This is a genomic window from Acinetobacter sp. BY419 (assembly GCF_019038395.1).
In the GTDB taxonomy this organism is placed as follows: Bacteria; Pseudomonadota; Gammaproteobacteria; order Pseudomonadales; family Moraxellaceae; genus Acinetobacter.
This window is the reverse complement of record NZ_JAGFXZ010000019.1, coordinates 15425-41275: the sequence shown is the minus strand read 5'-3', so window position 1 is coordinate 41275 and position 25851 is coordinate 15425. Positions and strand designations below refer to the sequence as shown.

At 44.7% G+C, this 25851-nt stretch carries 28 protein-coding genes; 15 read left to right on the top strand and 13 right to left on the bottom strand.

The genetic code is table 11. The features are described from left to right. Nucleotides 1-7: 7 nt before the first annotated feature. The 5 genes from gspM to KUG37_RS08950 all read right to left on the bottom strand — a co-directional run bounded on the left by gspM (nucleotide 8) and on the right by KUG37_RS08950 (nucleotide 3877). A complete protein-coding gene (gene gspM, locus KUG37_RS08970) occupies nucleotides 8-487 on the bottom strand; it encodes a type II secretion system protein GspM (protein WP_216934298.1) in 480 nt (159 codons plus the stop codon). Next, complete coding sequence (gene gspL, locus KUG37_RS08965) at nucleotides 487-1626, bottom strand: type II secretion system protein GspL (protein WP_216934299.1); 1140 nt, start codon at nucleotides 1624-1626, stop codon at nucleotides 487-489. The genes gspM and gspL overlap by 1 nt, the downstream gene beginning before the upstream one ends. Before the next feature lie 30 nt (nucleotides 1627-1656). After that, nucleotides 1657-2112: a phosphohistidine phosphatase SixA gene (gene sixA / locus KUG37_RS08960; RefSeq protein WP_216934300.1), complete on the bottom strand. Its 456-nt coding sequence runs from the start codon at nucleotides 2110-2112 to the stop codon at nucleotides 1657-1659. Between the two features lie 76 nt (nucleotides 2113-2188). Beyond that, on the bottom strand, nucleotides 2189-3262 hold the full coding sequence (locus KUG37_RS08955; protein WP_216934301.1) for an NAD(P)H-dependent glycerol-3-phosphate dehydrogenase: 1074 nt from the start codon (nucleotides 3260-3262) through the stop codon (nucleotides 2189-2191). 33 nt (nucleotides 3263-3295) lie between these two features. Next, nucleotides 3296-3877, bottom strand: coding sequence for a nitroreductase family protein (locus tag KUG37_RS08950; protein ID WP_216934302.1), 582 nt, complete (start codon nucleotides 3875-3877; stop codon nucleotides 3296-3298). Nucleotides 3878-4136: 259 nt separating this feature from the next. Between KUG37_RS08950 and KUG37_RS08945 the strand changes: the two genes are divergently transcribed. Then, nucleotides 4137-4517, top strand: a complete 381-nt coding sequence (locus KUG37_RS08945) for a hypothetical protein (RefSeq protein ID WP_216934303.1) — start codon at nucleotides 4137-4139, stop codon at nucleotides 4515-4517. Nucleotides 4518-4575: 58 nt separating this feature from the next. On the opposite strand, the gene rhlB is transcribed toward KUG37_RS08945, so the two are convergent. Both rhlB and KUG37_RS08935 read right to left on the bottom strand, forming a co-directional pair. Next, the gene (gene rhlB / locus KUG37_RS08940) at nucleotides 4576-5727 is read right to left on the bottom strand and encodes an ATP-dependent RNA helicase RhlB (protein WP_216934305.1); all 1152 of its coding nucleotides are present in this window, start codon (nucleotides 5725-5727) and stop codon (nucleotides 4576-4578) included. A gap of 101 nt (nucleotides 5728-5828) precedes the next feature. Then, on the bottom strand, nucleotides 5829-6044 hold the full coding sequence (locus tag KUG37_RS08935) for a cold-shock protein (RefSeq protein WP_216934307.1): 216 nt from the start codon (nucleotides 6042-6044) through the stop codon (nucleotides 5829-5831). A 382-nt stretch (nucleotides 6045-6426) separates the two neighbouring features. Here KUG37_RS08935 and KUG37_RS08930 point away from each other — a divergent pair, with 382 nt between their 5' ends. The 5 genes from KUG37_RS08930 to KUG37_RS08910 all read left to right on the top strand — a co-directional run bounded on the left by KUG37_RS08930 (nucleotide 6427) and on the right by KUG37_RS08910 (nucleotide 9181). Continuing rightward, nucleotides 6427-6660, top strand: coding sequence for a sulfurtransferase TusA family protein (locus KUG37_RS08930; protein WP_216934309.1), 234 nt, complete (start codon nucleotides 6427-6429; stop codon nucleotides 6658-6660). 136 nt (nucleotides 6661-6796) lie between these two features. Further along, a complete protein-coding gene (rpoH, locus tag KUG37_RS08925) occupies nucleotides 6797-7666 on the top strand; it encodes an RNA polymerase sigma factor RpoH (protein ID WP_216934311.1) in 870 nt (289 codons plus the stop codon). Nucleotides 7667-7785: 119 nt separating this feature from the next. Then, nucleotides 7786-8151: a DUF423 domain-containing protein gene (locus tag KUG37_RS08920; RefSeq protein ID WP_216934313.1), complete on the top strand. Its 366-nt coding sequence runs from the start codon at nucleotides 7786-7788 to the stop codon at nucleotides 8149-8151. Nucleotides 8152-8186: 35 nt separating this feature from the next. Further along, the gene (thiS, locus tag KUG37_RS08915) at nucleotides 8187-8384 is read left to right on the top strand and encodes a sulfur carrier protein ThiS (protein WP_216934315.1); all 198 of its coding nucleotides are present in this window, start codon (nucleotides 8187-8189) and stop codon (nucleotides 8382-8384) included. 14 nt (nucleotides 8385-8398) lie between these two features. Continuing rightward, complete coding sequence (locus KUG37_RS08910) at nucleotides 8399-9181, top strand: thiazole synthase (RefSeq protein ID WP_216934317.1); 783 nt, start codon at nucleotides 8399-8401, stop codon at nucleotides 9179-9181. Between the two features lie 54 nt (nucleotides 9182-9235). Here the strand turns inward: KUG37_RS08910 and KUG37_RS08905 are convergent, their stop codons facing one another. Next, nucleotides 9236-9847, bottom strand: coding sequence for a glutathione binding-like protein (locus KUG37_RS08905; RefSeq protein ID WP_216934318.1), 612 nt, complete (start codon nucleotides 9845-9847; stop codon nucleotides 9236-9238). A gap of 217 nt (nucleotides 9848-10064) precedes the next feature. On the opposite strand from KUG37_RS08905, the gene KUG37_RS08900 reads away from it, so the two are divergent. Further along, nucleotides 10065-11510: a SulP family inorganic anion transporter gene (locus KUG37_RS08900; RefSeq protein WP_216934320.1), complete on the top strand. Its 1446-nt coding sequence runs from the start codon at nucleotides 10065-10067 to the stop codon at nucleotides 11508-11510. A 151-nt stretch (nucleotides 11511-11661) separates the two neighbouring features. Beyond that, nucleotides 11662-12378 (top strand): tRNA (guanosine(46)-N7)-methyltransferase TrmB, encoded by a 717-nt coding sequence (gene trmB, locus KUG37_RS08895; RefSeq protein ID WP_216934322.1) that lies wholly within the window; start codon nucleotides 11662-11664, stop codon nucleotides 12376-12378. A gap of 124 nt (nucleotides 12379-12502) precedes the next feature. On the opposite strand, the gene KUG37_RS08890 is transcribed toward trmB, so the two are convergent. The 5 genes from KUG37_RS08890 to KUG37_RS08870 all read right to left on the bottom strand — a co-directional run bounded on the left by KUG37_RS08890 (nucleotide 12503) and on the right by KUG37_RS08870 (nucleotide 17644). Then, entirely contained in the window at nucleotides 12503-13297 is a 795-nt protein-coding gene (locus KUG37_RS08890) for a Rossmann-like and DUF2520 domain-containing protein (RefSeq protein WP_367947470.1), read from the bottom strand. Nucleotides 13298-13361: 64 nt separating this feature from the next. Continuing rightward, nucleotides 13362-14159 (bottom strand): thioesterase family protein, encoded by a 798-nt coding sequence (locus KUG37_RS08885; RefSeq protein ID WP_216934325.1) that lies wholly within the window; start codon nucleotides 14157-14159, stop codon nucleotides 13362-13364. Between the two features lie 63 nt (nucleotides 14160-14222). Next, the gene (locus KUG37_RS08880; protein WP_216940374.1) at nucleotides 14223-14894 is read right to left on the bottom strand and encodes a class I SAM-dependent methyltransferase; all 672 of its coding nucleotides are present in this window, start codon (nucleotides 14892-14894) and stop codon (nucleotides 14223-14225) included. Nucleotides 14895-15222: 328 nt separating this feature from the next. Then, entirely contained in the window at nucleotides 15223-16911 is a 1689-nt protein-coding gene (locus tag KUG37_RS08875; protein ID WP_216934327.1) for an AMP-binding protein, read from the bottom strand. A 97-nt stretch (nucleotides 16912-17008) separates the two neighbouring features. After that, nucleotides 17009-17644, bottom strand: coding sequence for a TetR/AcrR family transcriptional regulator (locus tag KUG37_RS08870; protein ID WP_216934328.1), 636 nt, complete (start codon nucleotides 17642-17644; stop codon nucleotides 17009-17011). A 147-nt stretch (nucleotides 17645-17791) separates the two neighbouring features. Here KUG37_RS08870 and KUG37_RS08865 point away from each other — a divergent pair, with 147 nt between their 5' ends. From KUG37_RS08865 to KUG37_RS08835, 7 genes are all read left to right on the top strand, one after another. Further along, on the top strand, nucleotides 17792-18964 hold the full coding sequence (locus tag KUG37_RS08865; protein WP_216934329.1) for an isovaleryl-CoA dehydrogenase: 1173 nt from the start codon (nucleotides 17792-17794) through the stop codon (nucleotides 18962-18964). A 34-nt stretch (nucleotides 18965-18998) separates the two neighbouring features. Beyond that, complete coding sequence (locus KUG37_RS08860) at nucleotides 18999-20600, top strand: carboxyl transferase domain-containing protein (protein ID WP_216934330.1); 1602 nt, start codon at nucleotides 18999-19001, stop codon at nucleotides 20598-20600. 12 nt (nucleotides 20601-20612) lie between these two features. Then, nucleotides 20613-21407, top strand: coding sequence for an enoyl-CoA hydratase/isomerase family protein (locus KUG37_RS08855; protein ID WP_216934331.1), 795 nt, complete (start codon nucleotides 20613-20615; stop codon nucleotides 21405-21407). A 19-nt stretch (nucleotides 21408-21426) separates the two neighbouring features. Then, nucleotides 21427-23421 (top strand): acetyl/propionyl/methylcrotonyl-CoA carboxylase subunit alpha, encoded by a 1995-nt coding sequence (locus KUG37_RS08850; protein ID WP_216934332.1) that lies wholly within the window; start codon nucleotides 21427-21429, stop codon nucleotides 23419-23421. After that, on the top strand, nucleotides 23418-24320 hold the full coding sequence (locus KUG37_RS08845) for a hydroxymethylglutaryl-CoA lyase (RefSeq protein WP_216934334.1): 903 nt from the start codon (nucleotides 23418-23420) through the stop codon (nucleotides 24318-24320). Before KUG37_RS08850 ends, KUG37_RS08845 begins: the two co-directional genes overlap by 4 nt. 96 nt (nucleotides 24321-24416) lie before the next feature. Continuing rightward, a complete protein-coding gene (locus tag KUG37_RS08840; protein WP_216934336.1) occupies nucleotides 24417-25121 on the top strand; it encodes a CoA transferase subunit A in 705 nt (234 codons plus the stop codon). 2 nt (nucleotides 25122-25123) lie between these two features. Continuing rightward, nucleotides 25124-25762, top strand: a complete 639-nt coding sequence (locus KUG37_RS08835; protein WP_216934339.1) for a CoA transferase subunit B — start codon at nucleotides 25124-25126, stop codon at nucleotides 25760-25762. Nucleotides 25763-25851: the final 89 nt, after the last annotated feature.

Here is a 25851-nt window from a genome sequence, read left to right as displayed (position 1 = left end):
TTACCGCTTACTGTATGATCGCAGTTAATTTAATCTGTCCAGCCTCATTATTTAATTCCATTTTCTCGATACTTAGCCCCATTTGTGCCAGTTGCGTCAGGAAATTTGCCAGCACTGCATAATTTTCATGCATGACTGCCAATTGAATTTTTCCTTCCATTTGCTGTGAAGCCACCGACAGTCCTTGCTGCTGTGCAGCCCGCTGGACTTTCTCAGCAGCATCCAGCTGTATATCTCCAGCCGGCTTCATGGTCACTGCATTACTTTGCATCCAGACAATGGTATCTTTTAGCTGATTTAAACGTTTCTGCTGAGTATCTGCCGCCTGATGCATATACCAGAGTGCAGAACTGACTGTAGCCACAATCACAAAAATAGTGGTAAAAATTACCAGTACACGCTCACGTGTCGACAGGCTGTCCAGATAATCACTCAGTTTTTCGAAAGACTGATCCATACGATTTTGTAGCGCTTCAATGGCTTTCATTATTGGATCCTCACCAGTCCGATGGCACCTGTTCCGCTGGCCTGAATATTCCCCAGCTCCACCTTAAAGCCCTGCTGGTTCAATTGCTTGGTCAGTGCATTTAGCGCGTCTGATGAATTAGCCTTGAGCTCCATATTCAGCACAGAAGCATCATAATTTACCCGCTGTGCCACAATCTGGTTCTGCATCAAGACCGGCCCCACCTGACTAATCAACTGTAATGCACGCGTATCTGCGATCTGGCTTTGACGCAATTGTCCCTCAAACTGACTTTTTATATTCTGCTCGGTGACCGGATAGTTTTGACCAAACCAGTATTTAAACTGGTCGATGGCCTGCATAGCGGTCTGATCCGCCACTTTCTTATACTGATACCAGCGTACTGCATCATAACTAAACTGCACCACCAGAATACCCAGAAAAACTGCTGCACAGGCTTTCCAGTAACCTGAGATAGCAGCATCAGATTTTGCTTTAGGCAGGACGTTAAAAGGATGCTGTTTCGGTTTTTTCAGTACAGGAATACTATACTGGAAAGACTCCAGTTGCTCCTGGGTGGTGAGGGCTTCAAGACTCCGCAACTGTTCCTGGCTCAGATTGCTTACCTTATAGCTGAGACCCGGGGGCTGATAATCCAGATAAAGACTCAGATCATCCAGCGACTGGCCCATATATTCTGATTCACGCACCAGCAAACGCCCACCGATTTGGGCAATCACCCGCTGATTGGCATCAGGAATCGGCAACACCAAAAAGTCCGGCAATAAAGCTGCCACCTTGACTGGAATCAGGTTGAGAGAATGCTGCAAAGTCTCCAGAGTGGAATTCGCAATCCCCATAATCGTGATCTGATCCGGTTGCTGAAAATGATGCAGCACTTTCATGGCATCTACAGGCAGCACCACGTATTCTTCAAGCAAATATTTAATGCCATCATTGCCCATTTTCTTATACTGGCTCTTGGGCAAGGTCTGCTGCAAAATTTGCACATGACGGCTCGGAAAAAACACCACCGCCTCTTCACTTTGCTGCTCTTGTATATCCTGAATCAGCTGCTCAAGTGTGGCTGCTGCATTCCAGAATTCCCCAGTTGACCATTGCCAAACCCCATCGGCTTCTGGCATCCATAAATACAACATTGATTGTGTTCTGCCATTTTAATTAATTTTTTATAGTGTAGGAATAAAGCTTTTAATCTGTGTGGATAAGCCCGGTGCAATCACTGCCTGATCATAAACACGTGCTTCTGCCAATGCATAGGGATGAAAAGATTCAGCCAGCAGAATGGAAGAAATATGTGCCACCACATTCATATGACATACTACTGCAATCGACTCATAAGGCAGTTGTGACAACCATTCCACTGCGACTTTGGCATCATCATCGGGTTTAATCGTATTACAGATGACCACCGGCACATCCTTAAAATACTGCTGCAAATGTGCCAAGGTTTCCTGCGCACGCAATAACGGACTCACCACAAATACTTCAGGCTTAATCAGTTCTTTCAGGAACTGCGCCGTTTGCTCAGCCTGTTGATGACCACGCTCCGTCAGTGGACGTTTGGTATCATTACCATTGACCGGTGGAGCAGCCTCACCATGTCGAACTAAAGTCAGTTGCATTTGATTTCCTTATATTCTTTTACCTGCATGATAAGCAGCGGATATGACAATCTGCAGACAGTCCATTTGTTATAGATCAGACTTGATGATGTGGCAAGACAAATTCGACATCGCTACGATGACCATTTTTCATTAATGACAATGCAATATTGAGTGGCGGTGCACCTTCAAAAATCACATCATACAAGGCAGAGGTAATCGGCATATACACACCGAGTTCCTCAGAGCGTGCCTTGACCTGTACAATGGTATTGATCCCTTCTGCAGTTTGACCCAGTTCAGTGGTGGCCTGCACCAGCGTTTTACCTTTACCAAGTGCATAACCGACTTGGTAATTCCGGCTGAGTGGACTGTTACAAGTTGCAAATAAGTCACCGACACCTGAAAGCCCAAGGAATGTCAGCGGATTGGCACCGAGTCTTACCGCAAAACGGCTCATTTCGGCCAAAGCACGGGTCAGAATCATACTCTTGGTATTTTCACCCACGTTATACGCTGCTGCCATACCCATCGCCACAGCATAAATATTTTTTAATGCACCACCGAGTTCTACGCCATTCACATCATCACTGGCAAACACACGGAACAAGGCACTATGTAAGGCTTGCTGTACTGCATAACGTACCAGTTCAGAATGACTGGCTATCACTGTTCCCGCCGGCTGACCTGCTACGATCTCTTTAGCCAGATTAGGTCCTGATAACACACCATAAGGCACTTCCGGCAATTCTTCGCGAATAATATCGCTCATAAAGCTGAAGGTCAGTGCTTCAATCCCTTTGGTCAGGGAGATTACCGCCTGCGACGTGATAAAAGGTTTAATTTGCTGCAGGACTTCCCGGAAGGAATGACTCGGAATCGCCACTAAAATAATATCGCGATTGCGTACTGCCTGTTCCAGGTCTGAAACAGCCAGCAGATCTTTTTCTAACTGAAAATCTGGCAGATAGCGTTTATTGATATGCGTAGCATTAATATCTGCCGCAGCTGCTTCGTCACGAATCCAGATCATGGTATTGCAACCATTACGCACTGCGGTATTGGCCATTGCAGTACCAAAACTACCCCCACCCAATACCGTTACTCTTAAAGCTGTTTTATGATCAACCGCAACTGGCTCTACCAGCTCTGAAAAATTTAATTCTGACATCTTATTTTTTAATATCCTGTTATACCGTACAAACTAGCTGTTCTGATTCCAATAACTTACAAAATCACTGGTTTGAATCTCTGCGCGCGCTGGAATTGCTTTTGCTGCAGTACCAATATAAATAATCCCCGAGACCAGGTCGTCTTTTGAAATTCCCAATGCCTGCTTAAACAGGCCAGACTCGACTACAGCGCCACTGCGCCACATGGTCGAGAAACCCTGCACCTGGAGTGACAGCAGAAAATTTTGAATAGCTGCACCTGAACTGAGAATTTGCTCAAAATGCGGAACTTTAGGGTGATCCTGCAAACGGGTTAAGGCAAGAACCAGTAAGGGCGCACGAAATGGATGATTCTTAACCCGCTCAATCTGAGCTGTTTCAGTTTCACCTAAATCGACGAGTGCCTGCGACAATAATTCTCCAAAGGCTTCACGCTGCTCATCTGGAATCACGACAAACGTGGTAGGTTTGAGTCGATGATGATCGGGGGCAGTTAATGCCGCCTGAAAGGCTTTTTCCAGTTGTTCTGCATTCGGTGCCGGTGCCAGCAGATGACCAATCGATTGCCGTTGGTGAATATTTTGATGAACGATGTCAATCACAGATTCCGTCATTGCCTTGTATATCTACACTTAATAACCATACTCAAGATTAGCATATTCAACGAAAAATACGCTAGAAACTTCATCACGATTCCGCCTGATTGAAACATCTTAAAAAATGAAGTTGCGTGGTTTTTTAATCCTGCACCACTCTATTTTTCACTTAAGTCCCATAGAGATATACTAAAAATTGCCAAACCTATACAACAGCTACAAAATCTGCGCTGCTTGCTGTGTTGAAATAAGCACAATGTGAATTATGTGAGATTTCATGATGAAAAAAACAATTGCTTTCAGCGGATTAGCTATTTCTGCCTTATTGCTTACTGCTTGCGCATCAAACCCGACTGCATTGGCAATACAAAAGGAAAACAACCAGTTTGAAGTGACCGGATTAGGTAAAAACCAACTGACTTCAAAAAACAACGCGATTATTGCAGCCAATAAAGCCTGTGGCTCTAGATCAACCCCGATTATTGTGGATGAAAAGACGGCCTACAATGGTGCCTTAAAAGGTGTGGTCGATGAACAGACCGGCCAGATGATTCAGGCAGCAGCCACCGTCCTTGGCAATATCGCAGGGACCAATACCGGTTTGAACCAGAATGACGATTATCAGACTGTACTCACATTCCGCTGTCAGGCTAAATAAGCCTTGAAGCATGGCACAATAAAAAACCGCTCTTGAAGAGCGGTTTTTTTGGTCTGGCTTAGCAGTAACCTTCCATGCGGGTTAAAGGCAATTTTTGACCAATGGCTTTTTCAATTTCTGGAAGATAGAACGCATCATCCTCAGACAAGAAGCTGATACTCACACCTTGCGCACCGGCACGTCCTGTACGACCAATACGATGTACATAATCATCCGAATGTTCTGGCAAGGTAAAATTTATCACATGTGACACATTATCTACATGGATACCACGCCCTGCCACATCAGTCGCAATCATAATATTATGCTGACCATTTTTAAATTGATCTAACATTTTCGTGCGTTTATCTTGCGCAATTTCACCAGACAACATCACCACTTTATAACCATCCCGTTTTAAATGATCATAGAGTTTGCGCACCTGATCTCGGCGGTTAGCGAAAATCATGACTTTCTCAATTGGTTCATCACGCAAAATTTCTTGCAGCAGTTTATATTTATCTGATTTTGCCACCATATAAACCCGTTGCTCAACATCAGCATTGGTTTTCTTTTTCGGTTCAATTTCAACTGTAACCGGCTCAAATAGCCATTGTTGCGCAAGATTTAACACATCATAGCTAAATGTTGCAGAGAACATTAAAGTCTGGCGCTGCTCTTTACGTGGCGAGAAACGTACAATCCGCTTAACCGAGGGAATGAAACCCATATCGAGTAGACGGTCTGCTTCATCAATTACTAAAAATTCAATTTGATCGAGCCAGACTTCTTTTTGCTCAACAAAGTCAATCAAACGACCTGGTGTCGCGACGATAATATCGACAGGCGCTTTATTCAGTTGATTTTTTTGTTTGTCAAAATCCACACCGCCTAGCAAGGTCACTACATGTAGACCCGCATATTTCGCCAGATGCTGTGCATCGCTTTCAATTTGCAATGCCAGTTCACGGGTCGGTGCCAGAATCAGGGCACGCGGTTCACCACGATAACGCTGTTCCTGAATCGGATTATTCAACAGGTCATTCATGATACTAATTAAAAAGGCGGCAGTTTTACCTGTACCTGTCTGTGCACGGCCAATTGCATCATGTCCTGCCAGCGTGAATTTTAAAACCTTCTGCTGGATAGGCGTCATGGTGGTAAAGCCTAAAGCATCAATCGCTTTTTGTAGATTGGGGTGTAAATTTAAGGTTTCAAAACCAGATGACATAAAGCGGTGCTCTAATTGGATAATCACTAAGATAGAGATAGTATAAACAAAAAACGCCCCAAATTATATTGGAGCGTTTTCTTTTTAGCTTAATCCGAAGATTAATCTAATGGTTGAACTTCTTCTGCTTGGAAGCCTTTTTGGCCTTTAACAACACTGAATTCAACACGTTGGCCATCACGAAGTGAACGGTGACCGTCACCTTGGATAGCACGGAAATGAACGAATACGTCATCGCCGCCGTTACGTTGAATAAAGCCGAAGCCTTTAGTGTCGTTAAACCACTTAACTACGCCTTGTTCGCGAGTAGCTGTCATAAGTTAATCCTCATTGAAACTAAAAGAAGGACCATCCGGTGTTGCAAACAGCAGAGCAAACAAGTTTGAAAATATTATTTTTAAGCTTGTAATCATTCTGTAAAACTATCAACAAAATCCCGGTTACATCCATTTATGTAATAGGATGAAAAACAATCACTTTGTTTATTCAAAGTCCCAAATACGCAACGAGCTTAACATGGGTTTATCACAATTAATAGATTTTTTTTAGCATGTTCTGTTTGATTTAGTTATTTTTTTAATCAAAATTGTCAAAAGACTTCATAAAGTCATTTACATCTCATTTTTTATTAAACCGGTTTGGTTCTGGCATCATATTTGCTATTATTTATAGCTGTTCTACTCGCTAAACAAAACCGCAATGTCCGAAGATCCAGCGCTATTCAGCCTTATAGATGCCATGGGAAAACCGTGTCCGATGCCGCTCTTGATGTTAAAGCGTGCACTAAAGGCACGGAATCAGAAAATATTCCTGCTCAAATCATCTGATCCGCATAGTCAGACAGATGTCAGCCGTTATTGCCAGCTGCATCAGCTTAAGTTTGAATTTAAAAAAATTTCTGATACAGAGTATCACTACTTGATTGAATCTTAAAAATTTTCAATTAAACTGCTTCTCTTCTATTTCGTATAATTTTTTACATTTCTCTACCCAAATATCCATTATTTGCGGAGAGATTGGATTAAGATAAAACCTAGTTTAGGGTTATCCCTCACTTCAAGGAGAACACATGAGTGACAGCCGCAATCAGTTGATGCCCCTGTCATTATCGGCGCCAGGTGTCAACCTCGGTGCTTATATCAGCACTGTCAATCAGATTCCGATTTTAACGGCCGAACAAGAAAAAGAGTTGGCAGAACGCTATTACCATGACCAGGATTTAGAAGCTGCAAAAATGCTGGTCATGTCACACTTGCGTTTTGTGGTGCATATTGCACGTAGTTATGCAGGTTATGGTCTGCCACAAGGCGACCTGATTCAGGAAGGCAACCTGGGTTTGATGAAAGCTGTAAAACGTTTTGACCCGAACATGGGCGTACGTTTGGTGTCATTTGCCGTGCACTGGATCAAAGCGGAAATTCATGAATACGTAATCCGTAACTGGCGTATTGTAAAAATTGCTACCACCAAAGCGCAACGCAAACTGTTTTTTAATCTGCGTAGCCTGAAAAAATCATCGAAAAAGCTGACGCTCGCAGAAGCCCAGTCGATTGCCAATGATTTAAATGTCACCCCAGAACAAGTTCTGGAGATGGAAGGCCGTCTGACAGCTTATGATGCTGCTTTCGATGCCTCAAGTGATGACGATGATGAAGGTTCAACCCATGTTGCACCAGCGTTATATCTTGAAGATAACCGTTATGATCCGGCGCGTCTGATTGAAAATGAAGACTATGAGGAACAAAGTACCTCTGCCCTGCACGAAGCCATGGATCAGCTGGATGACCGTTCACGCAATATCTTGCAGCGCCGCTGGCTAGATGACGAGAAATCGACCCTGCATGAACTTGCAGCTGAATATAATGTTTCTGCAGAACGTATTCGTCAGCTGGAAAAAAATGCCATGGAAAAAATTAAAGTGGCGATGTCATCCAATTAACACCAAATTTTGTTACTGATTTACTTCAAAAAAGCCTTCCTTGATGAAGGCTTTTTTATGTCCGCATTTTGAATTTATGCTAAGGTTGAGCGTAAAGTTTATCAGGAAGATCAATTCAAATGTGGATTGCGATTTCAGCACTCAATTTGGCACTTGCAGTCATGCTCGGTGCCTTTGGTGCCCATGGTTTAAAAGCGCGTGCGACTGAAGTACAGCTTGGCTGGTGGCAAACGGCAACAGATTATTTTTTCTATCATGCCTTAGGATTACTGATCCTTTCCCTGCTGGCGAAAGTCATCCCTGCACTGCCCATTCAGTGGAGCTTTGGGCTGATTCAGGCCGGGATTTTATTATTCTCTGGCTCACTGTATATCATGGCCTTAGGTTTACCCCGCGGTTTAGGTGCTATTACACCCATTGGCGGTGCTTTAATGATTGCCGGATGGTTAATTCTGGCCTGGAATGCTTTAAAATACGCCAGATAAGTATGAACATCACTGAATCATGGAGGGTGGCTGGAATGATGATTTACATCAATGGTGAAGTACAGGAAACTCACTGCAAGAATCTGCTGGAACTGATTCAGAGTATGGCGCTTGAGGGTAAGCGTTTTGCAGTTGAAGTAAATGAAATAATTATTCCTAAAAGCAGATTAGGCGATACGCCGATTTGCGATACAGACAAAATAGAAATTATTCACGCAGTCGGTGGCGGCTGATATTCGGGACAATTATGCAAGATTTATTACAGATTGGTTCACGCCAATTCCAGTCTCGCCTTCTGGTAGGCACAGGCAAATACAAAGATTTAAATGAAACCCGGCAGGCCATTGAAACCAGTGGCGCAGAGATTGTCACTGTGGCCATTCGTCGGGTCAATATCGGACAACATCCGGATCAGCCGAATCTGCTGTCAGTGATTCCTCCGGAAAAATATACCATTTTGCCCAATACTGCAGGTTGTTTCGATGCCAATAGTGCCGTTCGTACCTGCATGCTGGCACGTGAGCTGCTGGATGGCCACAATCTGGTCAAACTTGAAGTTTTGGGTGATGAAAAAACACTTTATCCGAATGTGACTGAAACACTCAAAGCTGCGCGTACCTTAATTGACGATGGCTTTGAAATCATGGTTTATACGTCGGATGATCCGATCGTGGCGCAAGAACTGGAAAGCATGGGCTGTGTCGCCATTATGCCTTTGGGCAGCCTGATTGGCTCAGGACTGGGCATTCTAAACCCACATACCCTGTCAATCATTAAGGAAAATGCCAAAGTGCCTGTCCTGGTCGATGCCGGTGTAGGTACTGCAAGTGATGCAGCGATTGCGATGGAACTGGGTTGTGATGGTGTACTAATGAATACAGCCATTGCGGCAGCGCAAAACCCGGTATTGATGGCCTCTGCGATGAAAAAAGCGGTAGAAGCCGGGCGTGAAGCCTTCCTTGCAGGTCGTATGCCGCGTAAGCGTATGGCCAATGCCAGCTCACCGGAAACAGGTTATTTCTTTAAATAAAGTTTGAAGAGCAAAAATAAAGGACTCAATCGAGTCCTTTATTTTTGCTCTTGATCAAGGAATCAGACCTTCATCACGCATAGCAATTTGCACAGACTGACGTTCTGCCACTTTATTGCGGATATGAATAATATTCGTATAAGGACTCAGGTCATGCCCAATCTGGTTCGACCAGTTGGTTAGTACAAACAGATAAGCATCTGCAGGGCCAAAGTTATCATCGACCAGATAATCATTGTCTGATTCACCAATGGCTTTATCGATATAATTTAATAAATGGTCAATTTCTGCATAGGCCTTTTTCTTTTCATCATCAGATAACTTGTCACCAAAGAACACCGCATAGGCATCATGCAATTCCGAATTCAGATAACCTAACCACTCCAGCACTTTGGCACGTCCCATGCCCGATGGTGGAATCAGATCTTGTTTTGGATCGTGTTGAGCAAGAAACGGTAGAATTGCAACATTTTCTGTCAGGATCAGACCAGGGTTGATCTCTAGCGCTGGCACATAACCCTTAGGATTAATCTCGTAATAATCCGTACCTTTTTCTGTTTTATGTGTTTTTAAATCAACACGTTCCAAATCAAAATCAACATTAATTTCATTTAAGATAATATGAGCTGCCAGTGAGCATGCACCTGGCGAATAGTAAAGCTTCATTTCTGATCCTTGTTATACACTTCTCAATGTTTTAAATCGCTTCTGACAAACTTTCAAGTGATCAAACCTGTAAATTGCAAAAAAGCGTAACTGTCATCTCAGGACACTTACTCATTCAATATTCAGGATATTTCGGGCTTTTGCAAGTCAATCTTGTGTAGATTTTTATCTGTATCTGTTTAAGATACGCAGGTTTTCCACATTTAGATGATTTTTCGTGATTAGCCTGAAAAAAGAAGAATGGTTTTCCAATATCCGGACAGATGTACTAGCAGGTCTGGTGGTGGGACTTGCCCTGATTCCTGAATCAATCGCCTTCTCTGCGATTGCCGGTGTCGATCCGCAAGTCGGTTTATATGCCTCTTTCTGTATTGCAGTATCAATTGCCTTTTTTGGCGGCCGGCCTGCCATGATTTCTGCGGCTACAGGTGCTATGGCACTTTTGATGATTACGCTGGTCAAGGAGCATGGTCTGCAATATCTGCTGGCTGCCACGATTCTGACCGGAATCATTCAGGTCATTGCCGGTTATTTTAAAGTGGCCAAACTGATGCGTTTTGTGTCACAGGCTGTAGTCTATGGATTTTTAAATGCATTGGCGATTCTGATTTTTGTGGCACAAATTCCTGAAATGAGCCAGATGGATAGCACCGGTTATCTATTTATTGCACTGGGTCTGGCGATTATCTATGTGTTTCCCTATGTGCCTAAAATTGGCAAAGCCATTCCCTCGCCCCTGATTTGTATTATCGTACTCAGCGGCCTGGCGCTCTTCTTGGGTGCAGATATGCGTACCGTAAGTGATCTGGGACAATTTCCCGATACTTTACCCGTATTTCTGCTTCCAGAGATTCCGCTGAATCTGGATACCTTGCAGATTATCCTGCCTTACTCCTTGACACTGGCAACTGTCGGTTTGCTGGAAAGCATGATGACCACCACCGTGATTGATGAGGTAACCGGCACTGAAGGTGATCGGCATCAGGAATGTCGCGGTCAGGGTATGGCCAATATCGTCAGTGGCTTTATGGGCGGGATGGCCGGTTGTGCCATGATTGGCCAATCCATTATCAATGTCTCTTCAGGCGCACGAACTCGGCTTTCAACTCTGGTTGCAGGAGTCTTTTTACTCTGCCTGGTGGTATTCCTGAAAGACTGGCTGGCTTATATTCCGATGGCGGCTTTGGTTGCGATTATGATTATGGTGTCCTTGACTACATTTCAATGGGGTGCAATCAAGCAGTTCAATAAACATCCGCTGGAATTTAATACCTCGATGATTGCCGTGATTATTGTTGTACTGGCAACGCATAATCTGGCACTCGGTGTATTTGTCGGCGTGCTGCTCTCTGCCCTGTTTTTTATCAATAAACTGGAAAGAACTGTACATGTCTATACACATCTGAACTCTGCTCATTCACGCAGCTATGTTATTTCCGGACAGATTTTCTTTAGCAGTTCAGAAAAATTTTATCAGTTCTTTGATTTTAAAGAAAAACTTGAGCATGTTGAGCTGGACCTGACCCACGCGCATATCTGGGATGTGACTTCAGTGAACATGCTGAATAATGTGATCCAGAAGTTCAAAGCGCAAGGCATAGAGGTAACGGTGATCGGTTTAAATGAGGCCAGTAGCACACTGATTGACCGTTTTAGTAGCTGATGCACGATAACTGATAAAAGAGCCTCAATAGGCTCTTTTATTTTATCTAGAAGATCTTGCCGATTTTTATGGAGAAATACCGAGAAAAGTTTGACTTGCTCGGCTCAGGACTTAAAATACCGCATTCTGAATTTTTAGATTTGCCAAAGTTATGTCGAACGATCAATTAGACCAGCAAGTCGTAGAGCTGGAAAACTTAAGCGAGCACCGTGAAATCGTGACGTTTATGCGCCGCTCAATGCCGCTAAACACCTCTCAACGTACTGCGCTTGAACAATATGGTCACTTAATTTTGGAATATCCGGTTGGCGATTTGCGCCAGCATTTTGAACATCCAGAGCGCCCTCTCACTGTAGAGATTGGTTTTGGTATGGGGCGTTCCCTAGTACTAATGGCCAAAGCCAATCCTGAGCGCAACTTTGTCGGAATTGAAGTGCATGTACCCGGCATTGCACAGTGTGTCTATGAAGCAGGTATGGCTGGTGTAACCAACTTACGTGTTCTGGATGCCGATGCGATTCAGGTGCTGCGTGAAATGCCAGACAATAGCATTAATACCGTGCAATTGTACTTCCCTGATCCATGGCAGAAAAAGCGTCATTTCAAGCGCCGTTTTGTATCTCATGACCGTATGCCATTGGTTGAGCAAAAGCTGGAGCTGGGCGGCACTTTCCATGCAGCGACTGACTGGGAACCCTATGCAGAATGGATGCTTGAAGTTCTGGAAGAACGTCCACGTCTGGAAAATATAGCGGGTAAAGGCAACAGCTACCCACGTCCGGACTGGCGTCCGCAAACCAAGTTTGAGCGTCGCGGGATTGAAGCCGGTCACAAGATTAATGACTTTATCTTTAAAAAGATTTCTTGATCTGAGACTCACAAAAGCGCTGACCTGATCAGCGCTTTTTTATGGGGAAAATTTGTCGTTAAGCTCTAAAATATGCTGAAAAGCCCTGTGCCGTTAATCAGAGCTTAAAAAGAAAAATAGCCTTTTATTTCTGATGACGCTTAAGAATTTGCTGGCTCAGCAAAGCATACACTTCCACCAGATCACCACGTTGCGATTGCTCGAGCATCGCCTGATGCATGCTGAGAATATTCCGGTCACCCCGCATCGCTGGGCCGGTCTGCATCTGTTTTGGATCATTTTGAGTGGCTTTATTGGCTGTTTCCAGCATCAAGGGATACAACAGGCTAAAATCGACCTGTTCGGCATCTACCACCTGCTTGGCCATGTCATAACAATAATTGCTAAAGTTACAGGCAAATACCGCAGCCAGATGCAAGCTGAGACGTTGACTGGAATTATAAGCATACACACGATAGCTTAGGCTATTTGCTAATTCTGATAACAGGGCTTGGTCCTGCTCATGCACCGCTTCAATAAACAACGGCGTCTGCTGCCAATCAATCTGGCGTTCCAGACTAAAGGTTTGTAGAGGATAAAATACGCCTACACGCACATGCACTTTTTTCAGTACATTGAGATGGGTACTACCAGAGGTATGCACGATCAGGTTATGCGGCAAATACGGATGAATCTGTTCAATCACGCTAGCAATAGACTGGTCACTAACGGCAATAATCACCAGATCGACATGATCCGATAGCTCCTCAGCTCTGGCGACTGCCTGTGCCTGACATTGTTCCGCCAGTTGCTGGGCTTTTCCCAGGGTTCGGCTATAAATCTGCACAATATCGTGTTGAGCTGATAATACGCAGGCAAGATGATAAGCCACTCGCCCTGCCCCGATGATACTGATCCGCATCTTGTTGGTCTTCCTGATGAATTGTGCACAGCATGCCAATAAAAAAAGGACGAAGCAATTCGTCTTTTTTTTGGTGCAGTTTTTAGAATTTACGCAAGGTTAAAATCTGTTCACTTCGGCCAAAAGGCCCATGTATATCATGCAAAATACCACTGGTCAGGCCGATACCATCTTCACCATATTGCTGTACCACTTCCAGTCCTAGCCACTCACCTTGCGGCAGACGGTACATATGAATCTGCAAGTCCAGATTCGGGAATCCCCATCCGGCATTCGGATTCTGACGCGGCACGATGCCATTGGCTGTATCAACCATACCAAGCAAATGGCTAAAATCTGTCGTTGGCTGACCTTCCACCATGTCCAGCGAATTTCTGAGCCAAACAATTCCTTTCCCAGCCCGATGATCGACATGTGCGCGAGTTTCAATACTCTGAATATAACCACCCGGCCAGCAACGCATCCCCTCCCAAACCGGCAGGTCTTCAGGATGCTGAACAGGAAAGTCTTCCAGACCGGCAATCGCACGAGTATCGGAAGTCATCATTTTCCAGGCACGTGCCACAATACAGGTTTTACCGTTAGCGCACATTTCCGCTTCAATCAGCTCGATGGTCTTGCCCGGACGAATCATACGCGTGGTAATTGAAAATTCACCAAATGCAATCAGTCCAAATATATCCAGGCTTACCCGACCAATCCGCATCTCTGTACGTGGCTGAAACTGTTCCAGTTCTGCACAGATAATGCCAGTCGCGGGCGCCATATGCTGCTCATGCGGATTCCAGGCTCCTTGTGCATGAATATTGGATTCATAATAAGCAGTGCTGCTGCCATCTACATGCTGTTCACGATTGATGAAACGATAATAGGCCGACATTGTTTTGTACACTTCCTTGAATTTTCTTTTGAAATCTAAAATTAATTTTTAAGATGGATATACTTACTTGTGTATTAAAAAACCATAATAATTCATGATTTGACAGTAAATTATGCTACGTTTAAATCCGACTTTGGTTAAAAGCGCTGTTAAATCTTGGCCGGAGATTAAATGAAAATCTTGCTCTAATTGCTCAATCATTCTTTCACTTTGTTTCGCATTTAAGCCGGTATGCTGTGCCAGTTGCTGCATAACTTTCAATTCAGTTGCATCTTCATGCTGCATCAGATCATAGGTGAGTAAAAAACCCTTTGGCTTTAAGCTCTGGCAAATATCCTGAAAAAAATCCGTTTTGTGTGCTTGGGGAATAAAATGCGCCACCAAAATGGCAAGAGCCGCATCGAACTGATGATCTTGATTTAAGTTTTGCGTATCTGCCTGAATAAACTGAACACGCTCTTTACCATTACATGACTCAATATTTTTCTGCGCCTGCTCCAGCATCGTGTGCGAGGGATCAATAGCGGTAAAGTACCATTGTGGATGCCGCTGTAATAAATAAGAAAGCTCATACCCCGTCCCACAACCTACAATCAGAATATGTGCTGTTTCGGGTAAATGGGTCATTAGAATGGCATCAATCTGCTGATGAACCAGTTCATAACCTGGAATCAATTTGCGAATATGGGTGTCATATCCGGCAACCACTTCTTCACTCTGAAAATCTTTTGCCATATTTTTACTCTAAATTTCACCTTTTAAGATACTGGCCTGGGTGATCTTTTTAAATGTAAATGCAGAAATCGAAAAGCCTATAAAGCTTCTGATCGTTTTTCGAATTATTCGTCTCAATCTAATCACATGACAGGCGACATGGAGGTCGCCATTTTGCTGAGAGACATGGAAGTCTCTTCAGCAAAATAAAGGGCCTTTCTTACTTTTGGCCCATCAAAAGTAAGAAAGGCCTGCACGTTGATATTAAAAACATCATTAAAATTGATGCAGTGCAAGCATTAAAAACTGCTTTTTTCTTGACCCTATTTGATAATTAAATCAATACAAATTATGCGATTTCTTTTAAGTTGAGTTCTTCACGCATAAATTCACGCAATTTAAACTTCTGCGCCTTGCCAGAAGCTGTCATCGGGAACTCTTGGAAGAAACGCACATAACGTGGCACTTTATTGTGTGAGATATGCTCGGCACAGTATTGGCGAATTGCCTCTTCAGTACATGGATCGTTTTCATGCAAAATAATGCAGGCACAAAGTTCTTCACCATATTTATGGTCTGGTACACCAATGACCTGGACATCTGAAACCGCCGAGTGGGTATAAAGGAAGTCTTCAATTTCTTTAGGGAACAGATTTTCACCGCCACGAATTACCACATCCTTGATTCGCCCCTTGATTTTGACAAAGCCTTCATCATCCATTTCAGCAATATCACCGGTATGCATCCAGCGTGCTGTATCAATCACTTCCGTAGTTTTGTCCTGATCTTCCCAATAACCGAGCATCACCGAATAACCACGCACACACAGCTCACCGAGTTGCCCGCGCGGTACAACCTTGCCCTCTTCATCGACAATTTTAACTTCAAGATGCGGATGCACCCGACCCACGGTGCTCACCCGACGCTCGACACTGTCTGCGGTCGAACTCTGTGCACTGACCGGTGCGGTTTCAGTCATGCCATAGCAGATGGTGATTTCGGACATATGCATCCGTTCAATCACGCGCTGCATGATCTCCTGCGGACATGGGCTACCCGCCATAATGCCGGTACGCAAACTGGACAGGTCAAACTCATCAAACTGTTCATGCTCAAGAATGGCAATAAACATGGTCGGCACCCCATAAGCCGCAGTACATTTTTCCTGCTGAATGGCTTTTAGAGTTTCCAGCGGATTAAATACCGCCGATGGATAGACCATAGTCGAGCCATGCGTGATACAGGCCAGATTCCCCATCACCATACCAAAGCAGTGGAAGAGTGGTACTGAAATACAAACCCGATCTTCTGGACTTAAATGAATGGCCTCACCGACAAAATAGCCATTATTTAAAATATTATTATGGGTCAACATGGTACCTTTCGGATTGCCCGTTGTACCCGAGGTAAACTGGATATTGATGGTTTCATCAAACTGTAATTCACTCGAAACTTGCTGTAATTTTTCTACGGCTTTGGCGCTCGGTTCAAGCAATAAGTCTTGGAAACGATGTAGACCGGTATGTTCTTGATCATCGATTTTAATCACATGTTTTAAATGTGGCAGTCGCTCTGCATTGAGTAATTTATTTTCAGTCTGCGTTAGCTCGGGCGCAATTTTGCTCAGGATTTCCTGATAGTCAGTAGTTTTAAACTGAGCAGCAATCACCAGTCCCTTACAGGAGACCTTGTTTAAGACATATTCCAGCTCATTACTTTTATAGGCTGGATTCAGATTTACCAGAATAATCCCGGCCTTAAATGCGGCAAACTGGGTAATGGTCCATTCCACACAGTTCGGCGACCAGATGGCCAGACGGTCACCTTTTTCCAGGCCCAGTTTCTGCAAACTGCAGGCAAAAGCATTCACTTGCTGTTGCAGCTGCTGATAGGTCAGACGCACATTCTGATGCAAGCTGACGATTGCATCAGAATGTGCGTACTGTTCGCATGCCTGATCAAATTTTTCACCAATAGTCATGCCCAATAAGGGTTGACTGCTTGTTCCATAGGCATAGCTTAACCGTACTTGTGTCATTGAATCGATCTCCTTGATTCTTTGTAATTCTGATTTTCAACTCTATTAATTGTTTTTTGACAACGACAACCCTGTCTTCCTGCCTGTTTTTTGTGTTTTATGCTCCTGCTACTCCCTCCTGTCGACGTACTGCATTGACACAAAAATCGGCAATCTGTTTGACAAAGTGTTCCTTATAATTTTGATCAAACATGACATTACGAGACGGATTCAAAGGTTCAATTACCACAAAGGTCATAGCACCAACCACGCCCAGCGCTACGGTATTTAAATCTTCAAACTCAAACTCGCCATTGACTTTTCCTTCAGCCAAAATTTCCTTAATGCTTTGTTTGATCAGCTGTTTACTGCGAAAACGCTCATGTTCCATTTCCGGATCGACCGGTTCAAACATCAGTGAATACGCTAATTGGGGGCTATTCATAGCTCGTTTCACAAAAGTTGTAACAGATTTTTGCAATTTCTGTTTTGGCGATAAATCCGAAGCGGCAATATGATTTAAAATTTCAATCTCAAGCCGAATCGCTTCCGACAAAACCTCAATCAAAATCTGATTTTTATTTTCGAAATATCGATACACCAAGCCTGTAGAAACGCCTACGCGTTCTGCAATCGCTTGAATCGACGCCTCTTTAAAGCCCCCTTGAGTAATCAGCTCACGAGCAGATTGCAAAATCGCCAGGCGATTTTGTTCCATTCGTTCCTGCATCAATGATGATCTTTTATAACTCATAAAATTAATCTCAACAAGATAAAATGAATTGTAAATCATTTTGTGAATATTGATTCACTTTTTTAAATTTTCGATGTATGTTAAATAACAAGCACAACAAAAATGCTTTTTTGGATACAACAAATAGAACCATAGGATGGATGATCAATGAATTTACAAAGCTTGGATTTCGGTTTGGACGAAACACTTATTGCACTTCGTGATTCAGTGGCGGCATTTTGCGCCAAGGAAATTACCCCGATTGCTCAACAAGTGGACCGTGACAATGAATTCCCTGCTCACCTTTGGAAAAAATTTGGCGATATGGGCCTACTCGGTCTGACGGTCAGTGAGGAATATGGCGGTTCGAATTTCGGTTATCTGGCACACATCATTGCCATGCAGGAAATTTCCCGCGCTTCAGCATCCATTGGTTTGTCATATGGCGCACATTCTAACCTATGTGTGAACCAGATTAAGCGAAATGGTACTGAAGAACAGAAACAGCGCTACTTACCAAAACTGGTGTCTGGTGACTATGTTGGTGCATTGGCCATGTCCGAGCCAAATGCAGGTTCCGACGTCGTCAGTATGAAACTGAAAGCGGAAGACAAAGGTGATCATTACCTGCTGAATGGTTCGAAAATGTGGATCACCAATGGCGGTGATGCCGATGTACTGGTGGTATACGCAAAAACTGATTTACAGGCCGGTGCCAAAGGCATGACCGCGTTCCTGGTCGAGAAAAATATGCCGGGGTTCAGTCATGGTACGCACCTAGACAAACTCGGCATGCGTGGTTCAAATACTTATCCGCTATTTTTTGACAATGTCGCTGTACCCAAAGAAAACGTACTCGGCGGTGTCGGCAACGGCACCAAAGTCCTGATGAGCGGCCTCGACTATGAACGTGCCGTTTTAAGTGCTGGTCCACTGGGCATTATGGATGCCTGTATGGATACCGTGATTCCATATATTCATGATCGTAAACAGTTTGGTCAGGCACTTGGTGAATTCCAGTTGATGCAAGGCAAAATTGCTGACATGTATTCAACCTGGCTGGCCTGTAAAGCCCTCGTGTATGCAGTTGGCGCAGAATGTGACAAGGCAGAGCATAGCCGCAGCTTACGCAAAGACGCAGCCAGCGCAATTTTATATGCAGCTGAAAAAGCCACCTGGATGGCAGGTGAAACCATTCAGACCTTGGGTGGCAACGGTTATATCAATGAGTTTGCTGCAGGGCGTTTATGGCGCGATGCCAAACTTTATGAAATTGGTGCAGGCACATCGGAAATTCGCCGTATGTTGATTGGCCGCGAACTGTTCAATGAAACAGCCTAAAAATAAACCATGAGCATAAACAGGGATGTTCAGCATGAATCGATTAAAAAGCAAAATTAATATTCGTAGTGAAGAATTTAAAAATAACCAGACAGCAATGCTAACCCTAGTCGATGACCTGAAACAGAAAGTACAGAAAATCGCCTTGGGTGGTGGTGAAACTGCCCGTCAAAAGCATTTAGATCGCGGTAAATTATTACCAAGAGAACGTATTGACCATCTGATTGATCCTGGCACGGCATTTATTGAAATTGGACAACTGGCTGCCTATCAGGTGTATCAGGATGACGTTCCTGCTGCGGGTGTAGTCGCTGGTGTCGGTCAAGTAAATGGCGTGACCTGCATGATCATTGCCAATGACGCTACGGTTAAAGGCGGAACCTATTATCCGCTGACCGTGAAAAAACATTTACGTGCCCAGGAAATTGCCGAGCAGAATCATCTGACTTGTATTTATCTGGTCGATTCTGGCGGTGCCTATTTGCCACTACAAGATGAAGTCTTCCCGGATCGCGATCACTTCGGACGTATTTTCTATAATCAGGCGCGTATGTCGAGCCAAGGCATTGCACAGATTGCAGTGGTGATGGGCAGTTGTACGGCAGGTGGTGCCTATGTGCCTGCCATGTCAGATGAAACCATTATTGTGCGCAATCAGGGAACCATTTTTCTGGGTGGTCCGCCTCTAGTCAAAGCTGCAACCGGTGAAATCGTTTCAAGTGAAGACCTGGGTGGTGGTGATGTGCATACCCGCATCTCAGGTGTAGCCGATCATCTGGCCGAAAATGACCAGCATGCCCTGGAAATTGCCCGCAATATAGTGGCTAATTTAAACAAAAAACCAAATCCATTACCTGAACATGTGGAAGCACCTTTGTTTGATGCTTCAGAGCTGTACGGTATCGTACCAACAGATTCGCGTAAACCTTTTGATGTACGTGAAGTGATTGCCCGGATTGTCGATGGTTCACGTTTTGACGAATTTAAGGCTCGATTTGGTACCACGCTGATTACGGGATTTGCCAGCCTATACGGCATGCCAGTCGGAATTATTGCCAATAACGGGATCCTGTTTTCCGAATCTGCACAGAAAGGTGCACATTTTATTGAGCTTTGCTGTCAGCGTAATATTCCCCTGCTGTTTATCCAGAACATCACCGGTTTTATGGTGGGACGCGAATATGAAAATGAAGGCATTGCTAAAAATGGCGCCAAACTGGTGATGGCAGTGGCTAATGCCAATGTGCCTAAACTGACGCTGGTAATTGGCGGTTCTTTTGGTGCCGGTAACTATGGTATGTGCGGTCGCGCTTATTCACCACGCTTTATGTGGACCTGGCCAAACTCGCGTATTTCAGTGATGGGCGGTGAACAGGCCTCCAGCGTATTATCTACTTTAAAACGTGATCAAATTGAAAGCAAAGGCGCTAACTGGTCTGCAGAAGAAGAAGATCAGTTTAAACAGCCGATTCGTGATCAATACGAACGCCAAGGTCATCCTTACTATGCTTCAGCGCGTTTATGGGATGACGGTGTCATTGATCCTGCTCAGACTCGTGAAGTGTTAGGTCTTAGTCTAGCTGCAGCCCTGAATGCGCCGATTCAACCAACCAAATTTGGCGTGTTCCGCATGTAAGAGGTGACAAAAATGACATATCAATTTTTACAGCTCGAACAGCAGAATCAAGTGGCAACAGTCTGGATCAATCGTGCTGAATTGCACAATGCCTTCAATACTCAGGTCATTGAAGAATTACAAGACTGCTTTCAACACCTAAATACCCGTGATGATGTGCGTGTGGTGATTCTGGCTGGGCGTGGCAAAAGTTTCTCTGCCGGTGCTGACCTGAACTGGATGAAACAGGCCGGTCAAGCTTCACAAGCAGACAACGAAGCAGATGCTTTAAAACTGGCGAAAATGCTGCAAAGCCTAGCGACTTTGAAGCAGCCCACCATTGCCCGGGTACATGGTATTGCTTTTGGCGGTGGCATGGGGCTGGCTTCTGCCTGTGATATTTGCGTGGCCAGTACCGATGCCAAGTTTGCTACCTCCGAAGTGCGCTTAGGTCTGGCCCCTTCGACCATCAGCCCGTATGTAATTCGGGCCATTGGTGCCCGTCAGGCTTCACGTTATTTCCTGACGGCCGAGCGAATTTCTGCGGAACAGGCCAAAACGATTGGACTGGCACATGAAGTCACTCCACCGGAACAACTCGACAGCAGAATTGATGAGATTGTTGAAGCACTCTTACTCGGTGGTCCAGCAGCACAGAACTCCTCAAAACAACTGATTCAACTGGTTGACCAGCAAGCTCTGACCGAAGATCTGCTACTTAAAACAGCACAGCATATTGCCCATGTTCGCCAGGGAGATGAGGCAAAAAATGGACTGAATGCATTTTTAAACAAACAAAGCCCGGCCTGGATCAAGACCACGGCATAACAACAAGAAGGATCCTACTATGTTTGAAAAGATTTTAATCGCCAACCGTGGTGAAATTGCCTGCCGTGTAATTCGTACAGCAAAAAAATTAGGTATTGCCACCGTTGCGGTGTATTCCGATGCCGATGCTCAGGCACAGCATGTCAAACTGGCAGATGAAGCGATCTATATTGGTGAATCGCCAGCAGCACAAAGCTATTTGCAAATTGAACGTATTATTCAGGCAGCCAAAAGTACAGGTGCACAGGCAATTCATCCAGGTTATGGCTTCCTCTCTGAAAATGACCAGTTTGCCCTGGCCTGTCAGGACAACAATATTGTCTTTATTGGTCCTCCAGTCGAAGCCATTTTGGCGATGGGTCTTAAAGCCACCTCTAAAACGCTGATGGAAAAAGCCGGTGTGCCTTTAACTCCGGGTTATCACGGCAGCAATCAGGATGCAGATTTTTTAAAGCAACAAGCAGACAGTATTGGTTATCCCGTGCTGATCAAAGCCAGTGCTGGCGGTGGTGGTAAAGGCATGCGTCTGGTGGAGCGCAGTGAAGATTTTCTTAGCTCGCTTGCTTCATGCAAGAGTGAAGCACGTTCCAGCTTCGGCAATGAAGATGTACTGATTGAACGCTATGTGATTCAGCCACGCCATATTGAAGTGCAGGTTTTTGGTGATACTCACGGCAACTATGTACACTTCTTTGAGCGTGATTGCTCGGTGCAACGTCGCCATCAGAAAGTCATGGAAGAAGCCCCAGCCCCGAATATGCCTGAGCACAAACTTGAAGCGATGCGTCAGGCTGCGATTGATGCTGCACGTGCAGTAGATTATGTCGGTGCTGGCACCGTAGAGTTTATTGTGGAACAGGACGGTACTGCCTATTTCATGGAAATGAACACCCGCTTGCAGGTTGAGCACCCGGTCACCGAAATGATTACCGGTGAAGACCTGGTAGAATGGCAATTACGGGTGGCTTTTGGTGAACCTCTACCGAAACAGCAACATGAATTACAGATTCACGGTCATGCACTTGAAGCTCGTGTTTATGCAGAAGAACCAGAAAAAGGCTTTATACCGGCGATTGGCCAGATCAGCTATTTACACTATCCAGAGCAGAGTGACTGGGTACGTGTTGATAGTGGCATTGTCGAAGGCGATGAAATCAGCACCTATTATGATCCGATGATTGCCAAACTGATTGTCTGGGGCAAAAATCGTGAAGCTGCTCTAACCCAAATGCATCATGCACTAGGCCATTTCCATGTCGATGGTCTAGGTAACAATATTGCCTTCCTGGATCGTTTAGTTCTCTGTGATTCTTTTAAAAATGCACATTTGGATACCGGCCTGATTCAACGTGAAGAGGAATTCTTGTTAAAGCCTTCTACTGATATTAATTCAGATTTGGTGGTGAGTGCTGCACTGATTGAGCTGCTGGCACGCCAAGCTCAAAACCCGGTTACGAACAATTCAGTCTGGCAGCAGAAGTCATTTTGGCGCCTGAATCTGCAAAATGCATATACCGTGCAATTACAACGTAATGGTATTACGCTTAACGTTCAGTTTAGTGCTCAGGATCAGGGCTTTGTCGCCCACTACAACGGTCAGCAGATTCAGCTCCAAGGCCAGTTCATTGATGCGCATACTTTAGCGTTACAACTGGCGGGCAAACAGCAAAAACTGGCCTTTAGCCAAACTGAACATGGTATTACCCTGTTCCAGAATGGTCAGACGCATAAATTCGATTACATCAAGCCGGATTATCATCAGCATGATGATCAAGGGGCAGAAAATAACCTGACTGCACCCATGCCAGGTGTGATTACACAAGTACTGGTAGCGGCGAATGACAAAGTCAAAAAAGACGATGTACTGATGACGCTGGAAGCCATGAAGATTGAATACTCGATACGTGCACCGCATGACGGCATCATCGCAAGTTCATATTTCCAGAAAGGTGACCAAGTCAAAGCCGGTGATGAGCTGGTTGAGTTTCAGCCACTGACGGAGGAAGTTGCATGACTGATTTCGTCAAAATTGTAGAAGTCGGGCCACGGGATGGCCTGCAAAATGAAAAAACACCTTTAACTCTAGATGATCGAAAAAATCTGATTCTGGACCTGATGAAAACCGGCTTACAGGCGATTGAAGTCGGCTCCTGTGTCTCGGCCAAATGGGTACCGCAAATGGCCGACAGTGATGCCTTGTTTGCCAGCTTGCCCCAAGATCCAAATATCCAATTCAGTTTGTTAACACCCAACTTAAAAGGTTTTGAAGCCGCTTTGGCGGTGGGTTGCAAAGAAGTTGCTGTTTTTACCGCAGCTTCTGAAAGCTTTACCAAAAAAAACATCAACTGTTCAATTGATGAAAGCTTTGAGAAGTTTGCCGATGTGATGGCAGCCGCCAAAGCCCATAAGGTTCGAGTTCGGGGTTATGTCTCGTGTATGGTGGACTGCCCTTATGAAGGTGCAATTGATCCGCAGCAGGTGTTAAAAGTCACCCAGCGTTTACTGGATATGGGCTGCTATGAAGTGTCGTTGGGCGAAACTATTGGTACAGCAACGCCGGATCGGGTGCAAAAAGTTTGGGATGCTTGCTTGGATCAGATAGATGCCAAAGTCTTGGCAGGTCATTTCCATAATACCTATGGCATGGCCATCGCCAATATTTACCAGTCACTGCTACAAGGCATTCGCATATTTGATTCATCGATTGCTGGTCTCGGGGGCTGTCCTTATGCCAAAGGCGCTTCAGGCAATGTCTCGACTGAAGATTTGTATTATCTGCTGTCGAAAATGGGCTATGAAACTGGTATTCAACTGGATGCCTTAATGCAGGCCAGCCGTAATATTGGCGCAGTCTTAGAGCGCAGTAATCCATCTAATTATGCCAATGCCTATTGGCAAACAATCGGTGCTTAAAAAATAAGCCTGCTTGAGCAAAATCGACTCAAGCACCATAGGGATATATAACACGCAGCTCAGCTCTGCGATACATAAAAAAATAGAGGTGACAAGATGTCAAACAAGGTCTATGACAGCGCTCAAGCTGCCTTAAACGGTATTGTGCAAGATGGACATACCCTTGCGGTGGGCGGTTTTGGCTTATGCGGTATTCCGGAAGCTTTGATCGCAGCTTTAAAAAAAACAGGCGCTAAGCAACTAACCTGTATTTCCAACAATGCCGGCGTTGATGGTTTTGGCCTGGGGCTATTGCTGGAAAGCAAACAGATTAAAAAAATGATTTCCTCTTATGTGGGTGAAAATAAAGAATTCGAACGTCAATATTTAAATGGTGAACTGGAAGTCGAACTGACTCCACAAGGGACTTTGGCTGAAAAACTACGTGCTGGCGGCGCAGGTATTCCAGCATTTTATACTGCGACTGGTGTAGGAACCGTCATTGCTGATGGGAAAGATGTTCGTGCGTTTAATGGCAAAGAATATATTTTAGAAGAATCCCTTACTGCCGATGTCGCCTTAGTCAAAGCTTATAAAGCCGATAAAGCCGGCAATCTGATTTTCCGCAAAACTGCGCAGAACTTTAATCCAGTATGTGCCATGGCCGGCAAAGTCACCGTTGTGGAAGTAGAAGAAATTGTCGAGATTGGTGAACTGGATCCCGATGAAATTCACCTACCCGGTATTTATGTGAATCGAATTGTCTTAAATACCCAACCGGAAAAACGTATTGAACAAATGACCTTAAAGGCGGAGGCTTGATCATGGCTTGGACACGTAATCAAATGGCGCAGCGCGCCGCACAAGAGCTTGAAGATGGTTTCTATGTCAATTTGGGCATTGGCCTGCCAACGCTGGTTGCTAACTACATTCCAGAGAACATCAACGTCTGGTTGCAGTCCGAAAATGGCTTGCTCGGTATTGGCGAATTTCCGACTGCGGAAACCGTTGATGCCGACCTGATTAATGCCGGCAAACAGACCGTAACTGCCCGTAAAGGCGCTTCTTTCTTTTCCAGTGCCGACTCATTTGCCATGATCCGTGGCGGTCATGTCAATATCGCCATTCTGGGTGCCATGGAAGTGTCTGAAAATGGCGATCTGGCCAACTGGATGATTCCGGGTAAAAAAGTCAAAGGTATGGGCGGTGCCATGGATCTGGTCGCCGGCGTGCAGAAAGTCGTGGTCTTGATGGAACATTGCGCTAAAGATGGCACAGCTAAAATTGTCCCGCAGTGTAGCCTGCCGCTGACCGGCCAGGCAGTGGTCAACCGCATTATTACTGATCTGGGAGTACTAGATGTCACTTCTGACGGGATTCGGCTGATTGAGCTGGCACCCGATGTCAGTTTTGAGGAAATCCAGAAAGTCACAGGCGTAGCATTACTCCGTAACGCGGCTTAATCCAACCAGCCCTTAAAAACCAAGCGTTTTAAGGGCTACTTTTTAGCTTATCGATGCTTCATCTCAAAAACAATAAAAGCAGAATAAAT

Bases quoted from the DNA above. Each gene is read 5' to 3' on its own strand.
- gspM (WP_216934298.1), bottom strand. From the start codon at position 487: ATGAAAGCCATTGAAGCGCTACAAAATCGTATGGATCAGTCTTTCGAA.
- gspL (WP_216934299.1), bottom strand. From the start codon at position 1,626: ATGTTGTATTTATGGATGCCAGAAGCCGATGGGGTTTGGCAATGGTCA.
- sixA (WP_216934300.1), bottom strand. From the start codon at position 2,112: ATGCAACTGACTTTAGTTCGACATGGTGAGGCTGCTCCACCGGTCAAT.
- KUG37_RS08955 (WP_216934301.1), bottom strand. From the start codon at position 3,262: ATGTCAGAATTAAATTTTTCAGAGCTGGTAGAGCCAGTTGCGGTTGAT.
- KUG37_RS08950 (WP_216934302.1), bottom strand. From the start codon at position 3,877: ATGACGGAATCTGTGATTGACATCGTTCATCAAAATATTCACCAACGG.
- KUG37_RS08945 (WP_216934303.1), top strand. From the start codon at position 4,137: ATGATGAAAAAAACAATTGCTTTCAGCGGATTAGCTATTTCTGCCTTA.
- rhlB (WP_216934305.1), bottom strand. From the start codon at position 5,727: ATGTCATCTGGTTTTGAAACCTTAAATTTACACCCCAATCTACAAAAA.
- KUG37_RS08935 (WP_216934307.1), bottom strand. From the start codon at position 6,044: ATGACAGCTACTCGCGAACAAGGCGTAGTTAAGTGGTTTAACGACACT.
- KUG37_RS08930 (WP_216934309.1), top strand. From the start codon at position 6,427: ATGTCCGAAGATCCAGCGCTATTCAGCCTTATAGATGCCATGGGAAAA.
- rpoH (WP_216934311.1), top strand. From the start codon at position 6,797: ATGAGTGACAGCCGCAATCAGTTGATGCCCCTGTCATTATCGGCGCCA.
- KUG37_RS08920 (WP_216934313.1), top strand. From the start codon at position 7,786: ATGTGGATTGCGATTTCAGCACTCAATTTGGCACTTGCAGTCATGCTC.
- thiS (WP_216934315.1), top strand. From the start codon at position 8,187: ATGATGATTTACATCAATGGTGAAGTACAGGAAACTCACTGCAAGAAT.
- KUG37_RS08910 (WP_216934317.1), top strand. From the start codon at position 8,399: ATGCAAGATTTATTACAGATTGGTTCACGCCAATTCCAGTCTCGCCTT.
- KUG37_RS08905 (WP_216934318.1), bottom strand. From the start codon at position 9,847: ATGAAGCTTTACTATTCGCCAGGTGCATGCTCACTGGCAGCTCATATT.
- trmB (WP_216934322.1), top strand. From the start codon at position 11,662: ATGTCGAACGATCAATTAGACCAGCAAGTCGTAGAGCTGGAAAACTTA.
- KUG37_RS08885 (WP_216934325.1), bottom strand. From the start codon at position 14,159: ATGTCGGCCTATTATCGTTTCATCAATCGTGAACAGCATGTAGATGGC.
- KUG37_RS08880 (WP_216940374.1), bottom strand. From the start codon at position 14,894: ATGGCAAAAGATTTTCAGAGTGAAGAAGTGGTTGCCGGATATGACACC.
- KUG37_RS08875 (WP_216934327.1), bottom strand. From the start codon at position 16,911: ATGACACAAGTACGGTTAAGCTATGCCTATGGAACAAGCAGTCAACCC.
- KUG37_RS08870 (WP_216934328.1), bottom strand. From the start codon at position 17,644: ATGAGTTATAAAAGATCATCATTGATGCAGGAACGAATGGAACAAAAT.
- KUG37_RS08865 (WP_216934329.1), top strand. From the start codon at position 17,792: ATGAATTTACAAAGCTTGGATTTCGGTTTGGACGAAACACTTATTGCA.
- KUG37_RS08860 (WP_216934330.1), top strand. From the start codon at position 18,999: ATGAATCGATTAAAAAGCAAAATTAATATTCGTAGTGAAGAATTTAAA.
- KUG37_RS08855 (WP_216934331.1), top strand. From the start codon at position 20,613: ATGACATATCAATTTTTACAGCTCGAACAGCAGAATCAAGTGGCAACA.
- KUG37_RS08850 (WP_216934332.1), top strand. From the start codon at position 21,427: ATGTTTGAAAAGATTTTAATCGCCAACCGTGGTGAAATTGCCTGCCGT.
- KUG37_RS08845 (WP_216934334.1), top strand. From the start codon at position 23,418: ATGACTGATTTCGTCAAAATTGTAGAAGTCGGGCCACGGGATGGCCTG.
- KUG37_RS08840 (WP_216934336.1), top strand. From the start codon at position 24,417: ATGTCAAACAAGGTCTATGACAGCGCTCAAGCTGCCTTAAACGGTATT.
- KUG37_RS08835 (WP_216934339.1), top strand. From the start codon at position 25,124: ATGGCTTGGACACGTAATCAAATGGCGCAGCGCGCCGCACAAGAGCTT.